The sequence below is a fragment of the Kitasatospora sp. NPDC056783 genome (assembly GCF_042789895.1).
In the GTDB taxonomy this organism is placed as follows: Bacteria; Actinomycetota; Actinomycetes; order Streptomycetales; family Streptomycetaceae; genus Kitasatospora.
Window position 1 is genome coordinate 1 of the sequence record NZ_JBHUAF010000156.1, and the last position, 18,364, is coordinate 18,364.

At 71.2% G+C, this 18,364-nt stretch carries 11 protein-coding genes; 4 read left to right on the forward strand and 7 right to left on the reverse strand.

Translation table 11 applies throughout. The features are described from left to right. From ACFRMQ_RS22060 to ACFRMQ_RS22070, 3 genes are all read left to right on the forward strand, one after another. Nucleotides 1–217, forward strand: a 217-nt coding sequence (locus tag ACFRMQ_RS22060) for a hypothetical protein (RefSeq protein WP_380732239.1), incomplete at its 5' end; no start/stop codon positions are given. A 23-nt stretch (nucleotides 218–240) separates the two neighbouring features. Continuing rightward, a complete protein-coding gene (locus tag ACFRMQ_RS22065) occupies nucleotides 241–1,002 on the forward strand; it encodes a hypothetical protein (RefSeq protein ID WP_380732240.1) in 762 nt (253 codons plus the stop codon). Between the two features lie 172 nt (nucleotides 1,003–1,174). Then, complete coding sequence (locus ACFRMQ_RS22070) at nucleotides 1,175–1,888, forward strand: hypothetical protein (protein ID WP_380732241.1); 714 nt, start codon at nucleotides 1,175–1,177, stop codon at nucleotides 1,886–1,888. Nucleotides 1,889–2,140: 252 nt separating this feature from the next. Here ACFRMQ_RS22070 and ACFRMQ_RS22075 read toward each other — a convergent pair whose 3' ends face one another. The 7 genes from ACFRMQ_RS22075 to ACFRMQ_RS22105 form a co-directional block, all read right to left on the reverse strand. After that, nucleotides 2,141–2,377: a hypothetical protein gene (locus ACFRMQ_RS22075; protein WP_380732242.1), complete on the reverse strand. Its 237-nt coding sequence runs from the start codon at nucleotides 2,375–2,377 to the stop codon at nucleotides 2,141–2,143. Nucleotides 2,378–2,688: 311 nt separating this feature from the next. After that, on the reverse strand, nucleotides 2,689–3,300 hold the full coding sequence (locus ACFRMQ_RS22080) for a DUF4291 domain-containing protein (protein WP_380732243.1): 612 nt from the start codon (nucleotides 3,298–3,300) through the stop codon (nucleotides 2,689–2,691). A 220-nt stretch (nucleotides 3,301–3,520) separates the two neighbouring features. Continuing rightward, nucleotides 3,521–3,985 (reverse strand): hypothetical protein, encoded by a 465-nt coding sequence (locus ACFRMQ_RS22085; protein WP_380732244.1) that lies wholly within the window; start codon nucleotides 3,983–3,985, stop codon nucleotides 3,521–3,523. A 108-nt stretch (nucleotides 3,986–4,093) separates the two neighbouring features. Next, nucleotides 4,094–10,987 carry a polymorphic toxin-type HINT domain-containing protein gene (locus ACFRMQ_RS22090; RefSeq protein WP_380732245.1) on the reverse strand — a complete coding sequence of 2,298 codons (6,894 nt, stop codon included), beginning with the start codon at nucleotides 10,985–10,987 and terminating at the stop codon, nucleotides 4,094–4,096. An 89-nt stretch (nucleotides 10,988–11,076) separates the two neighbouring features. Then, a complete protein-coding gene (locus ACFRMQ_RS22095; protein WP_380732246.1) occupies nucleotides 11,077–15,468 on the reverse strand; it encodes a LamG-like jellyroll fold domain-containing protein in 4,392 nt (1,463 codons plus the stop codon). Between the two features lie 563 nt (nucleotides 15,469–16,031). Continuing rightward, on the reverse strand, nucleotides 16,032–16,160 hold the full coding sequence (locus tag ACFRMQ_RS22100) for a hypothetical protein (RefSeq protein ID WP_380732247.1): 129 nt from the start codon (nucleotides 16,158–16,160) through the stop codon (nucleotides 16,032–16,034). A 67-nt stretch (nucleotides 16,161–16,227) separates the two neighbouring features. Next, nucleotides 16,228–17,256 (reverse strand): NADP-dependent oxidoreductase, encoded by a 1,029-nt coding sequence (locus ACFRMQ_RS22105; RefSeq protein ID WP_380732248.1) that lies wholly within the window; start codon nucleotides 17,254–17,256, stop codon nucleotides 16,228–16,230. 130 nt (nucleotides 17,257–17,386) lie between these two features. On the opposite strand from ACFRMQ_RS22105, the gene ACFRMQ_RS22110 reads away from it, so the two are divergent. After that, nucleotides 17,387–18,301 (forward strand): LysR family transcriptional regulator, encoded by a 915-nt coding sequence (locus ACFRMQ_RS22110; protein ID WP_380732249.1) that lies wholly within the window; start codon nucleotides 17,387–17,389, stop codon nucleotides 18,299–18,301. Nucleotides 18,302–18,364 lie beyond the last annotated feature (63 nt).

Below are 18,364 nucleotides of genomic sequence, written 5' to 3' on the forward strand. Positions count from 1 at the left end.
GTCCGCAGAGGGCTCGCCGAGCGCCTCCGCGACACCCTCCGTATCCCCGGGGCCGCACGCCGGGGGGAAGCACGTGTCCTCCCCCCTGGGCGCCGGTCGCTTCGGCCACCACAAGCCCCCGCTCTCGCACGGTGTTCTGCTGTTCTTCATCCTCCTGTTCATTCCCGCGACCGCCGCAGCGGCCATCGCGTGGCGTCGCTACAAGCCGAGCCGCTGAACCGACTCAACCTGAGGGGTGCCATGGAACACGTACTCGCGGTGATCGGCATCGTCGTCGGATTCGCCGTCGTTGCCGGTGGCGCTGTCCTGCTCAACAGCCGCAGGTCGAGACGATCGTCGTCGGGGGAGGAGGTGCGCGACGGCACCGCCGAGTACCTGACGATGATGGTCGGCGTGTTGTACGCCTTGGTACTGGGCGTCGCGCTGGTGACGGTCTGGGAGGCCAAGGACGACGCCGGTAACAACATCAGTGCCGAGGCCGGGGCGCTGCATCAGATCTACCTGCTCGCCGACGCGCTGCCGCCCGACGTCGCCCAGCACGCCCGTTCGGCGACGGACACGTACGCCGCCTACGTCCGGAACGAGGAGTGGCCCCTGATGGAGGAGGGAAAACCGCTGGGCCCGCGCGGCTGGACGCTGCTGCACGACGTGCAGAACGCGTGGACGTCCTTCGAACCCGCCACCAACGTGCAGCAGCAGGTGGACCAGGTGGCGTTCGGGCAGCTCTCCTCCGCCTACCAGGCGCGCCACGGCCGGGAGGAGGACGTGGGCCAGGGCATGTCGGGCGTCATGTGGTTCGGCCTGCTCGCCGGCGGCGCGCTCACCCTGGGCCTGATGTTCCTCTTCGGTACCGAGCGCACGGGCACCCATCTGGTTCTGGCGACGGGCTTCACCAGCCTCATCGTCTTCATGGTCGTCCTGATCTACGCCCTGAACTCGCCCTTCGGAGGGCTGCTCGGCCTGACGTCCGCGCCGTTCGCCGACGTCGCCGTCGGGGTCTGACCGGGGCCCGCCGACGGGTGCGGGAGCCGTCGCCGAGAGGCTCGTTCCGGCTGGGGTGCTGGTGCCGTCGTCTGTTGTCCGCTCCGCCCGTGTGGAAGTGGCCCGGCGAGATCGGCCGGAAAGGGCCTGATCGGGAGGCGCCACGGGCGGGCCATGCGGAACACTTCGCCGGATGATAGTGATACAGCCCGTCCTGGAGATCTGTACCCGTGACGGCTTCGACCTCTGGCCCATCGCCGAGCTCGAGCCGACCGGCTTCCTGCCCCTCAGCGGCGGGCTCTCACCCGCCGAGGTCGGCACGGCGGTGATGCGCATCGCCGCCTGCAACGACATCGACCCGGACGACGACCGCCCACCCCGGCCCGCCGATCCGCTCGACTCGTTCCTCCACGGACTGCTGACCTTCGACACCCCCTTCGCGGCCGGCGGCCTGAGGGTCACCGATGACTCCACCGGCATCACGTTCCAGCCCGGTTGTTGTGACGGGCTGGAGGACTGGCGGGACTGGCACCGGCTCATCGACAGAGGCGGCCTGCTCGGCTTCGGCCACGACCCCGTCTCACCGGCCGCAGAGCGCTTCGGCGACACCGTCCGGCTCACGGTCGACGCCGAGCAGAGCGACAGCCCGGTGATCGAACTGCCCGTCGCGGAACTCCGCTGCCTGCTCACCGATGCCGAACGCGACCTGACCGACTTCCTCACGTCGGCCACCGACTGGACCCGGCGGCACCTGCCACCCCGCCACCAGGCTCCCGTCACCGCCGCCCTCGCCCGGGTCCTCGACCTGCCCGCGCCGACCGTGCCGCCCGAGCGGCAAGACAGCGGGCCCGGACCCACCGGCCGACGCGGACCGAGCCCTGAGCAGCCGTCATGCCCGCCGCAGTGAGGTTGTTCGCGTGCACCCGGCTGGGTGCTTCGACGCGCACGCCGACACCTGCTGCTGAGAGATCGACCACCCGCCCGGCGTGGTCGAGTGGGGTGGTCCTGCCGCCGCACGGGCAGGGCCGGGGCGGTGCCGTGCCCCGTGCGGGATGCCCCGATCTCCCGTGCTGCACGTGGCCCCGATCGCCCCTCGCCACCTCCTCGATCGATGGTGGGCCGCCAGCCGCGCGGCCCACCATCAGTGCGTTCCGGTGATTCAGCGGAGGACGACGGAGAGCCGTGCCGGGCCGGTCTCGGTGGTGGTGTCACAGAAGTAGACGACGGCCCGCTGGCTGTTCACGTACGCCTGGCCGGCCGTGTGGCAGGCGGCGGCGGTCGGGTAGATGCCGATGTAGGTGTAGGTGGACGCCTGAGCGGCCGGGGCGGCGATCAGGGCGCCGCCGGCCACGAGACCGGCCACGGCAGCGGCGGAGAATGCCTTGCGAAGCGACATGAGTCTTCCTCTCCATGATGAGCGCCGGGGTCTGCGCCCCGGCGCTTCGCAGAGGAGCATCCTCCGATTGTGAAGGTGAGGCAATGGTCGAGACCAATTCCGACTGGAAGCAGTGGGGTGTTTCTGTGACGGCGCAGGTCAAGGGGATGCCTGCCGGATTGACGATCACCTTCCGGACAGGTCCTGGGGTGTCAGGAACGTGACAGACCGTTTCGGCCGATCAGGTGCGACCCGGTGCTCCGGTCGGGCGCCGCGCTGACGGAGACGGCGGCGAGGAAGGCCGGCGCGAGCATCGCCAGGGTGGTGTGAGTTCAGCCCTCCCCGCCGGCCGAGCCGCTCAGGTGGGCTAGCAGCGTGTCGCCCATCGGATAGGGGCGTTCGGCGGGAAGAAGCTGCCGGGCGGCTTCGAAATCCCCGTTCCGCACCCGGTCGTGGACCGCGTGCGCGAGCGCGGTGATGTCCTCGATCGCGACGATCCACTCGTCCGCGTAGCGCGCGGCGGCCTCCCCGGACAGACCGAGCTGCAGTGACCGGTGGGGCAGCGGCTGGAGGCGCAGGTCGCGTTCCGGGTCCCACTGCACGCGGGCCGGGGAGCGCTTCAACTGCCGCTTCCAGGTTGCCTTGTCCGGGTGCAGCTCGGGCACGAAGTGGGACAGGCAGCTGTTCCGCAGTGCCCATTCGAAGCCCTCGCGGGTGATCTCGACCGCGAGGACGGTCTCCTGGCCCTCCTTCGTCGACCAACCGCAGCGGTACATCATCCAGAGGAACGACGGCTTGATCCACGTCATCCGGTCCCTCTTCCACACCGCCGGGAATCGGCCGTCCCGTGCGGCCGGCAGGCCGATCTCCGGGGCGTACGCCTGGTAGACGGTCACCGTGGAGGCGGTGTGGAGGGCGCGGATCCGGTACTTGGGTTCTGGCACGTCGACCAGGATCGACGCCCGGCGCTCGTCGTGCCACCGGATTTCGGAGCATGCGCACGGCCTTGGTCCGGGCTCCTGCGAGCCGTGTCCGGTACTCGGCTGCCCGGACGTGCGGACGGGGCGGTGGCACCGGCTCGGCCGGCGCTACCGCCCCGTGTATCCCGTCAGGTCAGAAGAGCGACGGTGCCGGGTGGCCTCGGTGATCGGGCTTGTGGGTGGGTCACTCGAAGTCGGCGGAGCCGATCAGGGCCAGTACCTCGAGCACTTCGGTCTCCGCGTGCGCTGTCGCCCACTGGCGCAACTCGCCGACCACCTGTTGGTGGCTCCGGACGAGGTCTCCCAGCGGGACGGAGGCCCGAATCACGATCTCGTCACCATCGCCGGGGGACGAGGGGACGCGGTCGCGGAGCCCCACCACGTCGACGGTGCGCTCCGCCGAGAGCGTGTTCTCAGGGAGGAACTTCACATAGAAGGGCCCTTCGAAGAAGTAGACCTCGCCGAGTTCGCCCTCGTGTGCGCAGGCGAGGGCCTCCCGCATGGATCCGAGGACCGAGAGCGGGGCGTCGGTCCAGTGCGCTTCCGGGAAGGCTTCTCCGTCGATCTCGAGCCAGGCCTGGCCGGCGACGAAGAGTGGATTCCGTTTGTCCACGGCCAAGGCGTCCGTAGGAATGTTGATGCGAAACACAGCTGTCCTCTCAGGTGACAGGGACCGAACGGGCGAGCGCCTCCGGGCCGGCGGAACCTGGCGGCCCGGAGGCGCCCTCATCGGTGCATCATGCCGTCCGCTGTTGCGTCAGCTCTTCCAGACGCCCGTCGGATAGATGGACCGCATCTCGCCGCCGCCGCGGGGAATCTGGAATTGGACCTCGTTTCCTCGCACCTTGGAGGTCGCCTGGATCATCCCGGTGCGGGGGTCGAAGCCGACGACCTGGGGGTTGTTCCGGAGGGCCTCGCGCGCGATGTCGGTCAGCTCGTTGTCGTCCATGCCACCGGGCCACAGGTTCTTCTGGCTGTTCACGCCCTTTCCGCCCGGGAAGTGGTTGTCACGCACGTGCTTGATGTCCAGGCCCTCGAACACCCGTGGCAACTTGACGTCCTTGAGGGCCTTCGCGCCGCGGAGCATCCCGCTGGCCCTCAGCGCGCAGTTGTGCACCAGGACCGGCGTGCTCTGCGCGAGGACGTAGTACGTGTGCGTGTCGCGAACGGTCAGGTTGTAGGCGGGCTGGACCAGGTGGAAGTGCCGGACCTGTTCCACGGTGACGGCCGTGCCGTCGGTGGTGCGCACGGCATCGCCCGCGGCGAGATCGCCGGCGTTGGTCCAGGCGTTCTCGGTGACGGACCAGAACGGGTGGTGGTCGGTCGCGGTGATCTCGCCGCGACCGTCGGCGAGGGTGATGGTGGTGAAGTCCGAGTCGTCGGGGGTCACCATGGCGGCGTCGACTTCGCGCGCGCCGGTCTCGCCGGTCTCGGGGTCGGTGGCCAGGACGCGGTCACCGACCCGCAACTGTTCGATCGGCTTGGTCGTGCCGTCCGCGAGGAGGACCAGAACCCCCGACGGGAAGCTGTCGAAGCAGGCGAAGCGGTTCATGGCCAGGGTGATCGCTTCGAGGTCGCGTGCCTCCACCCCGCCCGAAATCGCGGTGCCGACCTCGTCGCATTCGTCCGAATCGTGGTTGACCATGCAGTTCCAGGCCTGCGGAACCACGGTCAGCCGCACCGCTTCCGTGACGAGCTTCTTGTAGCCGCTCTTGACCTTGTCCGCGTAGTCACTGTTGCAGGCCGGGGCCACGCCCACGATGATGCCGCAGTTGCGGGTCACGTCGGCGCCCTTGGCCAGCGCCGCGTCGATCAGTGCGTCCTCTTCGGCCTTCTTCGCGAGGTACTCGAGGTAGTTGCGGCGTCCGACCTCCGCGGCCTTCTTCGCCTCGCTGACGACCTGCTGGTAGCGGGGGCCCTCCTCCTCGGGCTTGGTGCCGTGGTTGCTGCAGACGTACATCCCGTTGACGCACTCTTCGAGCGCGAGCCCGCTGGGGTCGCTGAAGGTGAGCGGGTTGTTGTCGCTGTAGGTGTAGGCCGAGAGCGACTGCGGGTCGTTGGCCATCATGAGCGGGTCGACCGAGAGGAAGCGGCCGGTGGCCGGGTCGTAGTCGCGGGCGCCGAGATGGGTGAGCCCGGTGGGTTCGGCCGTGCCGCCGAGGAAGCCGCGGGTGCCGGCCCAGGTGGTGGGGGCGGTGCCGCGGGTGCCACCGAACGGGAGCGAGCGGCGCTGGTCGACGCCGCCGGTCGCGGCGTCGATGCCGACCTCGGCGGTGCCGTGGTGGTCGTTGACCTGGAACGTCAGCTTGTTGTCGTCGGTGCGGACGGCGGTGGCCTCGCCGAGGGGGTAGTAGCGGGTGGCGGTGGCCTTGGCGGCGCCCTTGACCAGCTTCAGCTGGGTGCTGCCGAGATAGAGGGTCCAGCTCTCGGCCGCCGGGTCGGCGGTGTCGAGGGTGTGACCGAGCAGGCGGTTGCCGGCGGTGTCGTACAGGTAGTCGGTGGTCTGGTCGGTGGTCGCGGTCGTGCTGCCGGTGGTCGTCTTGACGGTCGCGGCGAGCCGGCTCAGTCGGCCCTCGGCGTTCCAGGTCAGGGCCTGGTCGCTGGTCTGGTTCCCGGCCGGCTTGAGGTGGCGACCGGTGGTGTTGCCGGCGGTGTCGTAGTCGTAGCTCTCCACGACCGGTGCGCCGACCGTGCCGGTGACGGTGCTGGTGGAGCTCAGGCCGTGCGGTCGGGCCGCGGTGGCGGCGGGGTAGGTGTAGCTGGTGGTGGCGTCCTGGCCGGTGCTGCCGGTGGTGTCGTGCCGGGTCTCGGTGGCCCGGGTGCCGTTGGTGTTGTAGGTCCAGCTGGTCCAGTACGGGGCGGGGCCACCGAGCTGGGTGCCGCTGGGAGCCGTGCAACTGCCGGTGCCGGGGGTGTAGGCGTCGGTGAGGCGGGTCAGGGAGTCGTAGCGGAAGCACTGCCGGTCGGTGCCGGAGCGCGAGGTGTCCGTGACCGAGGTGACGTTGCCGGCCTGGTCGTAGGTGTAGGCGGCGGCGCGAACGGCGCCGGTGACGCCGTACTGGTCGGTGCGGCTGGAGGCGAGGCGCTGGGTGCCCCACTCGTAGGCGTTGGTGACGTACACCTCCTTGCCGGCGGTGCCGTTGCTGAGCGTGGCCTGCAGCGGCTTGCCGGTGAGGCTGTAGGTCTGGTCGGTCTGGTACTTCGTCAGGCCCTCGGTGGCGACGGGCCGGTTCAGGGCGTCGTAGGTGAAGCTCACCGCCTCGGCGGGCAGGTTGCCGGCCGCGGGGTAGCTGGCCGACTTGGCCTGGCCGTCCACCCGGTAGACGGTGGTGCTGCTGTAGCTTCCGGCCAGGGCCTCCTGTCCGGGGACGGAGGGGATGGTGACGGTGGTGCGGGTGGGCCGGGCGAGGCTGTCGAACAGCGAGAGGGCGGTCTTGTACTGGTAGGTGGTGCCGCCGACGGTGCTGTAGCGGGTGCTGGAGGACAGCTGGCCCTTGTTGAGGGCGGGGTCCCAGATCTGGGAGGTGAGCAACGGCCCGGTCACGGAGCCCTGGTGGGTCTCCAGGATGCGGGACATGTTGTCGTAGACGGTGGCGACGGTCTGGCCGCGTCCGTCGGTGGTGCTGGTGAGTTCACCGCGGTCGTTGTAGGACTTGAGGGTGGTCCCGCTGTCCGGGTCGACCGCCTTGGTCTGGCGGCCGAGCTGGTCGTAGGTCCAGCTCCACACCGTGCCGGCCGGGTTGGTGAGGCCGGTGAGGTTGCCCGCCGGATCGTAGCCGTAGGTGGTGGCGTCGTAGGCCCCGGTCGGCGTCGCCGCCTTGTACTGGCGCAGCTCGGTGGCTCGGCCGGCGGCGTCGGCGATCGCCGTGGTGGGGGTGCCGCCGGCGGGCGGGGTGACGCTGACCCGGTCGCCGCCGTACTCGGTGAGCGTGGTGGAGAGCGGGGTGCCGACGCCGTTGCCCGAGAGCACCGTCGACTTGACGATCCGTCCGAGCCCGTCGTAGGTGTTCGCGGTCTGGGTTTCGACGCCCGTGGCGTTCTCGATCTTGAACAGTGTCGGCGACGGGGCGCCGGTGGCGTAGTAGGGGGCGTAGGAGAGTGCCGCCTGGCCGCGCTCGTCGTAGAAGACGTCGGTCAGGACCCGGCCGCCGTTGTCGCCCGGGGACTGGCTCTGCCGGGTGCGGCTGAAGCCGTCGTAGAGGGCGAACGAGGTCTGCTGGGATCCGTCCTCGTTGAGCGTCTTGGTGGTGACGGCGCTGATCTGTCCGTCGGCGACGCTGTAGGCGTACTCCTGGTTGGGGGTCTGCGTGGTCTTGGAGCGGTCGGGCAGCCAGACCTTGAGGGTGCGGCCGAGGGCGTCGTAGAGGACGTCGGTGCGGCGGTTGTTGGTGTCGACGGTGTCCACGGTCAGGCCGCGAAGCAGGTCGTGGTCGGTGGTGGTGGTCTGGGTGGTGGTGGCGTCGCCGGCCTTCGCGGGCGGGCTGGTCTCCACGGTGCGGGTGGGCCGGCCGGTGGCCGGGGTGTAGGCGGTCGTGGTGGTCCGTGCGTCGGGTGAGGCCGTGGTGACCGGCCCGGTCGCTTCGGAGGTGTCGAAGGCCGACGTGGAGGCGAGTGCGGTTGCGGTCAGGGCCCGCCCGTAGCCGTCGAAGGTGGCGGCACTGTCCAGGTAGGTGGCGCTGTTGCCGGAACGGTTCTTCAGGTTGTGGGTGAGGGTGACGTCGCCCTTGGTCGGGGCGGCGCCGTAGCCCTGTCCGTCGTACCGGTACCGAACGTCGGACAACACGGCCGAGGTGCCGTCGGCCCGGGTGTCGCGGCTGACGGTGGCGCCGCACGTGGCGGCGACGGTCTCGACCCGTAGGGGGGAACGGAGGAACCAGGCCGCGGTGTTGTCGGCGTAGGTGGTGCGGGTGCATTTGTCGTCGGTGCCGACCGCGACGTCGCCGAGGTCCTCGACGGAGGTGATGCGGCCGTAGCCGTCGCGGGTGGTGTTGCTCCTGGTCTCCCGCCAGGCACTGCCCGCGCCCTTGTCCAGCGAGGTGAAGCCCCGGGCGACGACGGTCCCGGTGACGTTGGCGGTGGTGGTGCCCCAGTCGCGGACGCGCTTCGCCGTCTCCTGCTTCCAGGGGGTGCTGACACTCTTCTGCAGGATCACGCCGCCGGGCTTGTCGTACTGATCGGTGCGGTACTCGTAGCCGGCCCATGCCTGGTCGTCGGTCAGGACGGTGCCCTGGCCGTCGTCCACGGTGACGGCGCGCTTGCTGTTCTTGTCACCGGGGTTGTTGCGGTCCTGGTCCATGCCGCGCAGGAAGTAGTGGTCGGCCTGGGTGGACGTGCCGGTGACGCCGCCGGTCTCCACCCGGGTGCGGGCGTAGCCGCGCCACTGGGACCAGGTCTTGAGCTTGTCCTTGGTCAGGCCGTCCTCGTCGTCGAAGTGCCAGGCGGCGTCGCCGAGGTAGGTGTAGCGGGTGACCATGTCGGGTGCGCCGCCGGTGCGGTCGGTGGCGATGACCGTGTTGACGACGTACTTGTTGAACCACTCCGTGGTGACCGGGGTCTCGTTGGAGGCCTGGTACATCTGTGGGAAGCAGCGGGTGGTGTTGGACTGCGGGGTCGGCAGCGCGTTCCAGTCGCAGGCCGCCGCCGAGTAGTTGACGTCGATCTGGCCGCCGAGCTCGTCGGTGACGGTGCCGAGCCGCTGCTTGATGAACGGCATGCGGCCGTCGCCGACCTTGTCGAGCCGGTTGGCGAGCTGCTTGTAGGCGAAGGTGGTCTTCGGCAGCGCGACGGAGGGGGTGGCGGAGGAGCCGGTGTGCTTGATCGAGTCCAGCAGCAGCTGGTAGTCGAAGTCGGCGGTGCCCCACTTGTGGGTCAGGTCCCAGGTGTCGACGGGGGCGTAGTTCCCGTCGGCCTGCAGGGTCTTGGCGACGACCTGGGTGAGCCGGGTGCGGGTGAAGTAGGTCGGCGAGTACTGGCCGGAGCAGTCGGTGCCGTCCTTGCAGTTCTGGTCCCACGGGGTGTCGTACCAGTACTGCCGGTTGGCGTCGATCTTCGCCGCGTCGCAGACGCCCGCCCCGGTCTCCAGGCACCGCTCGGCGGTGCCGAACTCGACCCGGCCCATCGGCTTGACGGTGGCCGAGTAGAGGTCGCCCTGCTGCTGTCCGTACTCGATGTGGTCCAGGCGGCCCCCGCGCACGTACGGGGTGCGGTCGGTGGCCTTCAGGTTGCGGCCGTAGTTGTTGGTCTCGGGGGTGTACCAGTAGGTGATGTCGTTGCCGTGGGCGTCGACCACCAGGTCCAGGTTCCACCGCCAGCCCTGCTGGCACCACGAGGACGCGAAGTCGGCGCCGTTGCACGGCTCGCCCGTGTTGTTGCCGAACACCGGCACCGTGTAGACGGACCTGGTCTCCGGCTTGCCCGCCGACCAGTTCGGCAGGCGGTTGTAACCGAAGTAGTAGTTGGTGCCGTCGGTGGTGGTGGCGCGGAAGTACTCGCCGTCGTTGTCACCGTTGCCGCGGCCGGTGTCACGGACCCGGACGACCTTGGTGGCGTCGTCGTTCTTGATCCGCCACTCGTCGCCGGAGACCGGGATCAGCTCGCCCGAGTGCCCGGCGAAGCTGATGGTCGCGTTGTCCGTGCCCCAGCACAGGTCACCGGGGTTGCTGGCGCCGGTCTTGGGCGCGCCGTCGTCCGCGCAGGCCTTGTAGCTGCGCTCGACGAAGCCGGGCGACAGCTCGAAGCCGTCACCGGCCCAGGACGCCTGGTTGTTGCTGTTGGCCGTCCGGCCGTCGATCGCGCCGGAGTTGTACGACAGGCCGATCTTCGGGGTCAGCCCGCCGGGCATCGCCGTGAGCGGCATGTCGTAGGACCAGGTGAAGGCGCCGCTGTTCAGCGCCGTCGACCAGGACGACGCGCTCGACAGCGGCGTCGCCTTGTAGTCGCCGCCCGGCCCGGCACTGCCCGTCGTGGCCGCCAGCACCATCGCACCCGGGGTGGACTGCAGGCGCGTCGAGCCGGCCGGGGCCGTGGTGAGGGCGTCGGCGGCGACGGTCTGCCTGGCCGGGTCGTTGCCGCCCGGCAGCGGGGTCTGGACCCGGCACTCGGGCAGGTCGGGGGTGGTCAGGGCGCACTCGGGCAGCCGGACCAGCTTCAGCCGCGAGCCGAAGCCGGAGCCGGACGCCTGGGCGAAGGCCGAGTAGTCGACCGCGAGGCCGCTGTTCTCGTCGGCGCCGGTGACGGTCAGCAGCAGGCCGTTGACGCCGGCCTTGGTGGCGGCGTCCTGGCCGAGCAGCTCGACCTTCGCCTTGCCCGCCGCGCCGGCGGAGGAGACGGCGACCGGCAGCTTGCCGGCCTTGACCGCCTTGCCCTTCTCGCCGGGGACGTCGACGGTGGCCGTGCCGGCGCCGGGCAGGGCGCCGTGCTTGCCGTCGGCCTTGCTGACGGTGGTGTCGGTCTTGCGGGCCTTGGTCTTGGCGTCCGAGCCCTTGACCGGCTTCTCGGGGGAGACCGCCGAGGGCTTGGTGTAGGGTTCCGCGGCCGCCGCGACGGCGGCCAGCGGCAGTGTCGGCAGCAGTGACCCGACCAGCGTGCCCGCGATGACCGCGGACAGCCTGGACCGGGCCGGCAGCCGCAGCACCGACCTCTTCCTGCTCATGGGTGGAACAACTCCTCAGTGGGGAATCGGATGTGACGGACCGCGGGCCGGGCGGCAGGAAGCCGCCCGGCCCGTGGAAGAAGGTGGGGTCAGACCCCGGTGGAGGTGTCCAGCTCGACGCCGTAGTTGGCGAGCTTGCCGATCTGCGCGGGGCTCAGCACGCCCTGGTAGAGCCAGACGTCGTCCAGCTCACCGGAGAAGTACTCCCCCCAGGCGCCGCCGTCCTTGTACCGGCCGAACTGCACGCCGCCCGTCGCCTCGTAGGGCTGCGGCACACCGTCGGCCCAGGAGATGTGCGGGGCACAGGTCTTGTCGCCGTCCGCGCAGCCCTGGTTCTCGACCTGGCCGTTGACGTACAGGGCCAGCCGGTCCGTGAAGGCGTCGTAACTGACCGCCAGGTGCGTCCAGTTCTCCATGACGGAGATGGCCGAGGTGTGCGCCGTCCTGGTGCGCTTCCCGCCGGTGGTGGCGTCGGTGTCGCGGACCTCGGCCTCCCACTGGCCGTACGGCTGTCCGGTCACGGGGTCGTTGCCCAGCGGCACCCAGCGCACGGTGACCGCGCTGTTGTTGGCGCCGGCGACGGACAGGGCCGTCATCTTCCGGGTCGGGATGCCCGCCGTGTTCGCCCAGCCGGCCAGGGTGAAGCTCTGGCCGGTGTGCATCGGGGTCGAGGCGGTGGCGGCGTAGCCGGTCGAGCCGTCCAGCCGCAGGGTGCCGGGGACGGGCAGCACGCCGCCGTCGGCGTTGATCGAGGCGCCGCCGCCGAGCTGGGCGCCGGCCTTGGCCGGGCCCTCGTCGGGGGTGACGGCCGGGGTGCCGGTGGCCGTGGAGAGCTTCCAGCGGCCGGCCAGCTGCGGGCGCTGCCGCACCATCGCGCCGGCCTCCGGGCCGCTGACGACGCGGTCGTAGACGCGCACGTCGTCGATGTCGCCGCCGAAGAACTCGCCGTTGACACCCTCGCGGTTGACCGCGCCGATCTGCAGCGGGCCGGGGTTGGCCCACGGCGAGTTCTGGGTGTAGTCGGACTCGCCGACCAGGAAGCCGTTGATGTACAGGCGCAGCTTCCTGGCGGCGGTGTCGGAGACGCCCAGCAGGTGGGTCCACTCGCCGGTGGTGCCGGCGAAGCAGGGCACGCCGTTCAGCTGGGAGCCCGGCGTGCAGGCGTCCTGCCAGGTGCGCACCAGGGTGTCGGTGGCGGTGTCCTCCTTGTAGCGGCCGAAGATCCAGCGGCCCCAGTAGGGCGAGTAGTACAGCGAGAACTCGTTGTTGTGCTGGCCGATCTGGGTGACCGCCATCTTCGGAGTGGTGTCGCCGGGCGTGGGCGCCGGCAGCTTGACCCAGGCGGAGACCGAGAAGTCCCGGGTGCCGTCGACCTGCGGACGGGTGGTGCGCAGGTAGTCGTCCGTGCCGTCCAGGTGGATCGCCTTGTCGGCGATGCCCGGGCGGCCGAGCGCGACGCCGTTGTAGGCGGTCAGGTTGTCGGTCTCGGTGGTGCCGACCGGCTTGGCGTCACTGCCGTCCAGGTGGAAGACCGCCTTCGCCGGGCGGCCGGTGGCGAGCTGCTTGTCGGCGGCCACGTCGGCGGCCTCGGTCTTGCTCAGGGAGCGGTCCCAGAGCCGGACCTCGTCGACCGAGCCCTTCCACGGGTCGGTCCAGTTGCCGTAGTACTTGGAGCGGCCGAACTCCAGCGCGCCGTGGGTGTCCCAGTTGGCGACGACGTTCACCGGGGTGCCGGGCACGCCGTTGACGTACAGGGTGCTGGTCCTGGCCACCGGGTCGTAGACGCCGACCAGGTGGGTCCACTGGTTGAGCACCACCGGGGTGTCGGAGCTCGCCGGTTCCAGGGCGTAGCTGTTGGTGTCCCAACTGGACGTCCACATGGTCCACTTGCCGCCGAAGAGGCCGAGCGCGAAGCGGGCCGCCCAGTTGCCGTTCTCACTGACCGCGACCCGGTTGCGGGTGTTGTCGGTGAGGTTGACCCAGGCGGAGACGGCGAAGCCGCGGGTGGTGTCCAGGACCGTGCCCTGGGTCTCGGCGTAGCCGTTGGCGGTGCCGTCCAGGGCGAGGGCGTCGCCGAGGTGGCCGGGGGCCTTCGCGGTGGCGCCGGAGCCGAGGGTGGCCTCGAAGCTGCCGCCGGCGCCGGTGACGGTGGTGCCGCTGGGGTCGTCCATCGACCAACCGGTGCGCTGGGGCTGTCCCTTGAGCACGTTGAAGTAGTACGTCTCGGGCTGCGAGGCGTTGCCCGCGCCGTCGACGGCCCGGGCGGAGAGGAAGTGCACGCCGGCGGTCTGCGGCTGGATCCGGACGGTCTGACCGGCGCCGCCGCTGGTGGCCACCTCGTTCGCCGCGGACGGCGAGGTGTCGAGGCCCCACTGGTACTTGACCACGTCGGTGGCGGCGGACTTCAGGGTGAAGTAGCCGTTCTTGCCGACGCCGTCGGTCCACGGGAGCGCCGCGGTGGCGTCCTTGGAGCCCGGGTAGGCGTCCGAGGTGATCGCCGGGCCGTCCGGGGCGGAGGTGTCGACGGTGAAGTAGCAGCCGGTCGGGTCGCCGTCGGAGGACCACGGGCCGAACTGCGCGCCGTCCCAGGCGCGGGCCTCCCAGTCGAGCTGGACGTTCTGCGGCAGGCTGGCCGGCAGTGGCCAGGAGAAGATCGAGCCGGAGGCCTTGAAGGTGTCGGACCCCGGTGCGGCGTCCTCCGAGCCGGTGGACCACCAGCGCCGGCGCAGACCGGTGCCGTCGTCCCAGCCGACCGCGAACTGCACGCCGATGGCCTCGCCGTCCGGGTCGGTGGCCCGGGTGGTGACCTGCGGCATCTTGTTGATCCGGATGCCCGGGTACTGGCAGACCGAGCCCGGGGACATCGTCATGTCGGACATCGGGATCTGGTTGGGCCGCAGGTTGTAGTAGACCTGCAGGTAGGCGTCGTCGGTGAGGCGCTTCCAGGCGAGGGTGTCACCCTCGTTCTGGGCCTTCAGACCGAAGGTGATGGTCGGCCAGCCCCAGTTGGCGGCGTCCTGGACCAGGTTCTTCACCGCGCCCGATTCGCCGAACTCCAGCCAGCCGCCGGGGCAGCTGCCGCTCCAGCCCTTGGCGGTGTTGATGGTCTGCAGGTAGCGGCTCCAGAACCCGGAGGCGTTCTGGCTGTTCCAGGTCAGGCCGGAGGAGATGTAGCCGGTGCTCCACAGCTCGATCGGCCGGGCGTCGCAGGAGTACGACCAGTCCTCGTAGGTGCCGAAGGTGGCGCCGAGGATCTGCTTGCCGACGAACGAGCCGTTCGGGATCTGGAAGAACGCCCGCTTCACGTCGGTCGGGGCGCACCTGGAGGTGTCACCGCAGTAGCCGACGCCCCAGTCGTGGACGTAGTTGCTGTTGTAGGTGAAGTGCCAGTACGGCTGGTTCGGGTAGGTGCGCGAGACACCGGCCCAGTCGGCGGCGTGCGGGGTGTTCCACGCCGGGTCGATCATCACCGGGTAGACGGTGTCCGGGGCGGTGAGCATGCCCTGGTCGGGGGACAGCACCAGGCTGTTCTCGGGGAGTTCGACCTTGAGCCGGGTCATCTTGGCGCCCTCGCCGGGCTGGTCGCCCTCGCCGGAGGCGGGGGCGGGGGCAGCCGGGTTCGCCGGGCCGGTCGGGGCCTGGGCGGGGGCCTCGGCCCGCGGGGCCGACTGCGGGGCGCTCTTGAGCGTCTTCGGCGCGGCGGCCGGAGCGTTCGGGGCGGCGGCGGGGGCGTCGGCCGGAGTGCTCGCCGGGGCGTCCGCCGGTGCGGGGGCGGCCGGTTTGGCGGAGTCCCACATCACCGGGACGGGCGCCTCGAAGACGGTGCCGCCGCCGGAGGAGTCCTTCGCCTTGAGGGTGCCGTCCGCCTCCTGGCTGAACGTCAGGCCGTCGCCCTGCAAGCCGAGCCCGAGGCGGCCGAGCTCGGGGTTCTTGGCGGCCTCGGCGGTGTGCACCACGATGACCTGGGTGAACCCGGTCTTGGTGGCGGACAGCCGCAGGTCCACGTCCGGCAGGATCGAGCGGTATTCGGCGGTCGCGCCGTTGACGACCGGCTTGGGCAGCGGCTTGGGCCAGCTGAGCTTCAGCTCCTTGCCGGCCCGGGCCATGGTGACCAGCGGCTCGCTGCCGCCGCCGGAGAACCGCAGGTCGGCGGTGGACCCCTTGGGGGCGACGGCGCCGCCGGGCAGCGTCCGCAGTGTCGGGTCGAGGTCCACCCAGGCGCCGTTCTTGCGCACCCGCTTGGGCTGGACGTAGGTGGTGGTCTTCAGCCTGCCGTCGGGCTGGGCGACGGTGTCACTGGCCTCGCCGCGCTTTTCGAGCACCTCGACCGGCTTGCCGGTGCGCGCGGCCTCCTGGACCGCCAGGGTCTCGGGGACGTCCGATGACCCCGAGGTGCCGGGCGGCGGTGTCCCGCCGGTGGCGGCGGCCGGCACCACCGCGGTCGCGGCGAGTGCGACCACGGCGAGTGCCGCGGCGAGCACGCTGCCCGACCGTCTTGCTGCTGTTCTCACTGTGCGTAAGCTCCGACTTCCGTTACGTGGGCGAAGTTTGAGCGGATCTTCACGGAGAGCTAAAAGAATTGTCAAAGGTCGGTCAGAAAATCATGAAGAAGTACGGTCTTACCGTCATGCCCTCAGAAGGGGAGCAGCACAGGTAAAAGCGGACGAAATGACTGGCTTCCTGTGGCTGAACTCACATCAGGTCGACGGCCTCCAGGGCCCGTTCCAGCGACTGGCGGACAGCGGTCGACGGCGGCCGATGGTGACGGACAGCATTCGCGCGGGGTGTCGGACGGCCCGCTTCTCCCGGGCATCGGCGCTGGTCACCGTGGTTTCCGGCGGCGAGGGCGGCCCGGCCCGGGGTGGTCGCGCGCAGTGAGGAAGGGATGGTTGCGTGCCCCGCCAACGGGACGTTCGGGCGGGGGTGTTCGGTTCCCAAGGATGGATACGAACGGTCGGCGCCCCGCACGCGCGTCACCTGCGAGCGCCGGTCCCGGGGGCGTGAGGATCTCACTCCGCGTGACATGACAGGTGGTTGCCGTCGGTCACCGTCCGGGGCCTGCGGCGGTGCGCACCGCGGTGCCGGTGACCGCGAGCACCAGGTGCGGGAGGGCGCGCAGACGTTGTGCGGCGATGGTCGCCTCCGCGCGGCGGAGGCGACCATCGTTGCGCACTCGTACGGCAAACCGTCGTCGGTGGGGCGGGGAAGTGAGGGCCGGGCCCGGCCCCTCGGAGCGGAGACTAGCGCGGCTCGTCGGTGAGCTGGACGATCATCTTGCCGGTGTTGGCGCCGCGCAGCATGCCCAGGAAGGCGTCCACGACGTTCTCGAAGCCCCGGACGACCGTCTCGTCCGGGGTGACGGCGCCGGAGCGCAGGTGCGGGACGAGGAAGTCGTACAGCTCGGGGCGGGCGTCGAGGTGGTTACGGACCAGGAAGCCCTGCAGCCGCAGGCTCTTGCCGACCACGTCGTACAGGTTGCGCGGCGCGGGCGGCGGCGAGGCCAGGTGGTTGTACTGGGCGACCGCGCCGCACCAGGCGATCCGGCCGTGGTCGCGCAGCGCGCCGATGGCGGCCTCCAGGTGGTCGCCGCCCACGTTGTCGAGGTAGACGTGCAGGCCGTCGGGGGCGGCCTCGCGCAGGCGGTCGGCGAGCGGGGCGTCGTGGTGGTCGAAGGCGGCGTCGAAGCCGAGGTGCCCGGTGAGGTGGGCGACCTTGGCGGGGGAGCCGGCGCTGCCGACGATCCGGCCCGCGCCGAGCAGACGGGCGATCCGGCCGGCCGCGGTGCCGACGCCGCCCGCGGCCGCGGAGATGAAGATCGTCTCGCCGGCCTGGAGCCGGGCGATCCGGGTCAGGGCGACCCAGGCGGAGAGTCCGGTGCCGCCGAGGACGCTCAGGTGGGCGCTGAGCGGCACGCCCGCGAAGTCCGGCAGGACGGTGGTCTCGTCCGGGGTGACCACGGAGAGGGTGCGCCAGGCCCGGCGGTGGTGGACCAGGGTGCCGACGGGCAGGGCGGGCGTGCGGGACTCCACGACCCGGCCCAGGGCGCGGCCCTCCAGCGGGGCGTGCAGCTCCCAGCTGCCGGTCTCGTCCATCTCCTCGCGCATGTACGGGTCGACGGACTGGTGGATGTTCTCGACCAGTGCCTCACCGGCGGCCAGGGGCGGGACGGTCTCGTCGAGGAAGGCGAAGTTGTCGGCGGTGGGCTCGCCGATGGGCTCGCCGGTGGGGCGGGAGACGAGGTGGACGACGCGGGCGGTGGGGCGGGACACGGGGACTCCAGACGGTGTCGACGGCAGTGATGATCACCGTAGGGAGCGGGGCCCGGCCCGGGCAGGGGGCGTCGTCGATGGGTGGGGACGTTCCATGAAGAGAATCGATGGATCCGGTAGTGTCACCCGCATGACCGATCTCGCCCCGCAGGAGCTGCGGGTTTTGGTCGCCGTGGCGGAGGAACGGGGGTTCACGGCCGCTGCCGCGCGCCTGGACAGCAGCCAGTCCGCCGTCTCGCACGCCGTGCGCGCCTGCGAACGGAAGCTCGGCGCGGTGCTGTTCGAGCGCGGGCGCCACGGCGCGCGCCCCACCGAGGCGGGCGAGCGGGCCGTCGCCTACGCCCGACGGGTCCTGCGGCTGCTGGCGGCGATGGGTCCGGAGGTCCGGGCGGCCGGGGCGGGGGACACGAGCGGGGAGGCCACCGGGGTGCTGCGGATCGCCGCGTTCCGCAGCGTCGCCGCCCATCTGCTGCCGCCCGTGCTCGCCCGGCTGACCGCCCGCCACCCGGGGCTCACCCCGCAGGTGCGGATCGTGCGCGAACTCGGCCGGGGCGCCGCCGGCGAGGTCGCCGACGGCCGGGCCGACCTGGGCCTGGCTACCCTCGACCCGGCCGCGCCGCCGCCCGTCCCCGGTCTGGTCACCGCCCGGCTGTTCGAGGAGACGTACGCGCTCGCGCACCCGGCCGGCCACCCGGCGCCGCGCGGCCTGCCCCTGGTCGACTGGGACGAGAACTGCGGCTCGTACACCCGCGACTGGTGGGACCGACAGGACTGGATCCCGCCGTCGACCATCGACGTCGAGGACGACACGGTGGCCGTCTCCCTGGTGTCCCAGGGCCTGGGGATGGCGATCATGCCCCGGACCGCGCTGCTCGGCGCGCCCGCCGGGCTGGCGGTCACCGACCTCGGGCCGAAACCGCCGAGCCGGTACGTCGGCTACGTGACCACGCCGGAGCTGGCGGGGACGGCGGCCGTCCGGGCGCTGATCCGGGAACTGCGGGAACTTCGCGGCCGGGTGCTGCCGGAGGGCCTGGCGGCGGTCTGAGGCGCTACCGGCCCCGCCGGTCCCGAGCGGCACCGGCCCCAGCGGGCACGGGCGCCCCGCACG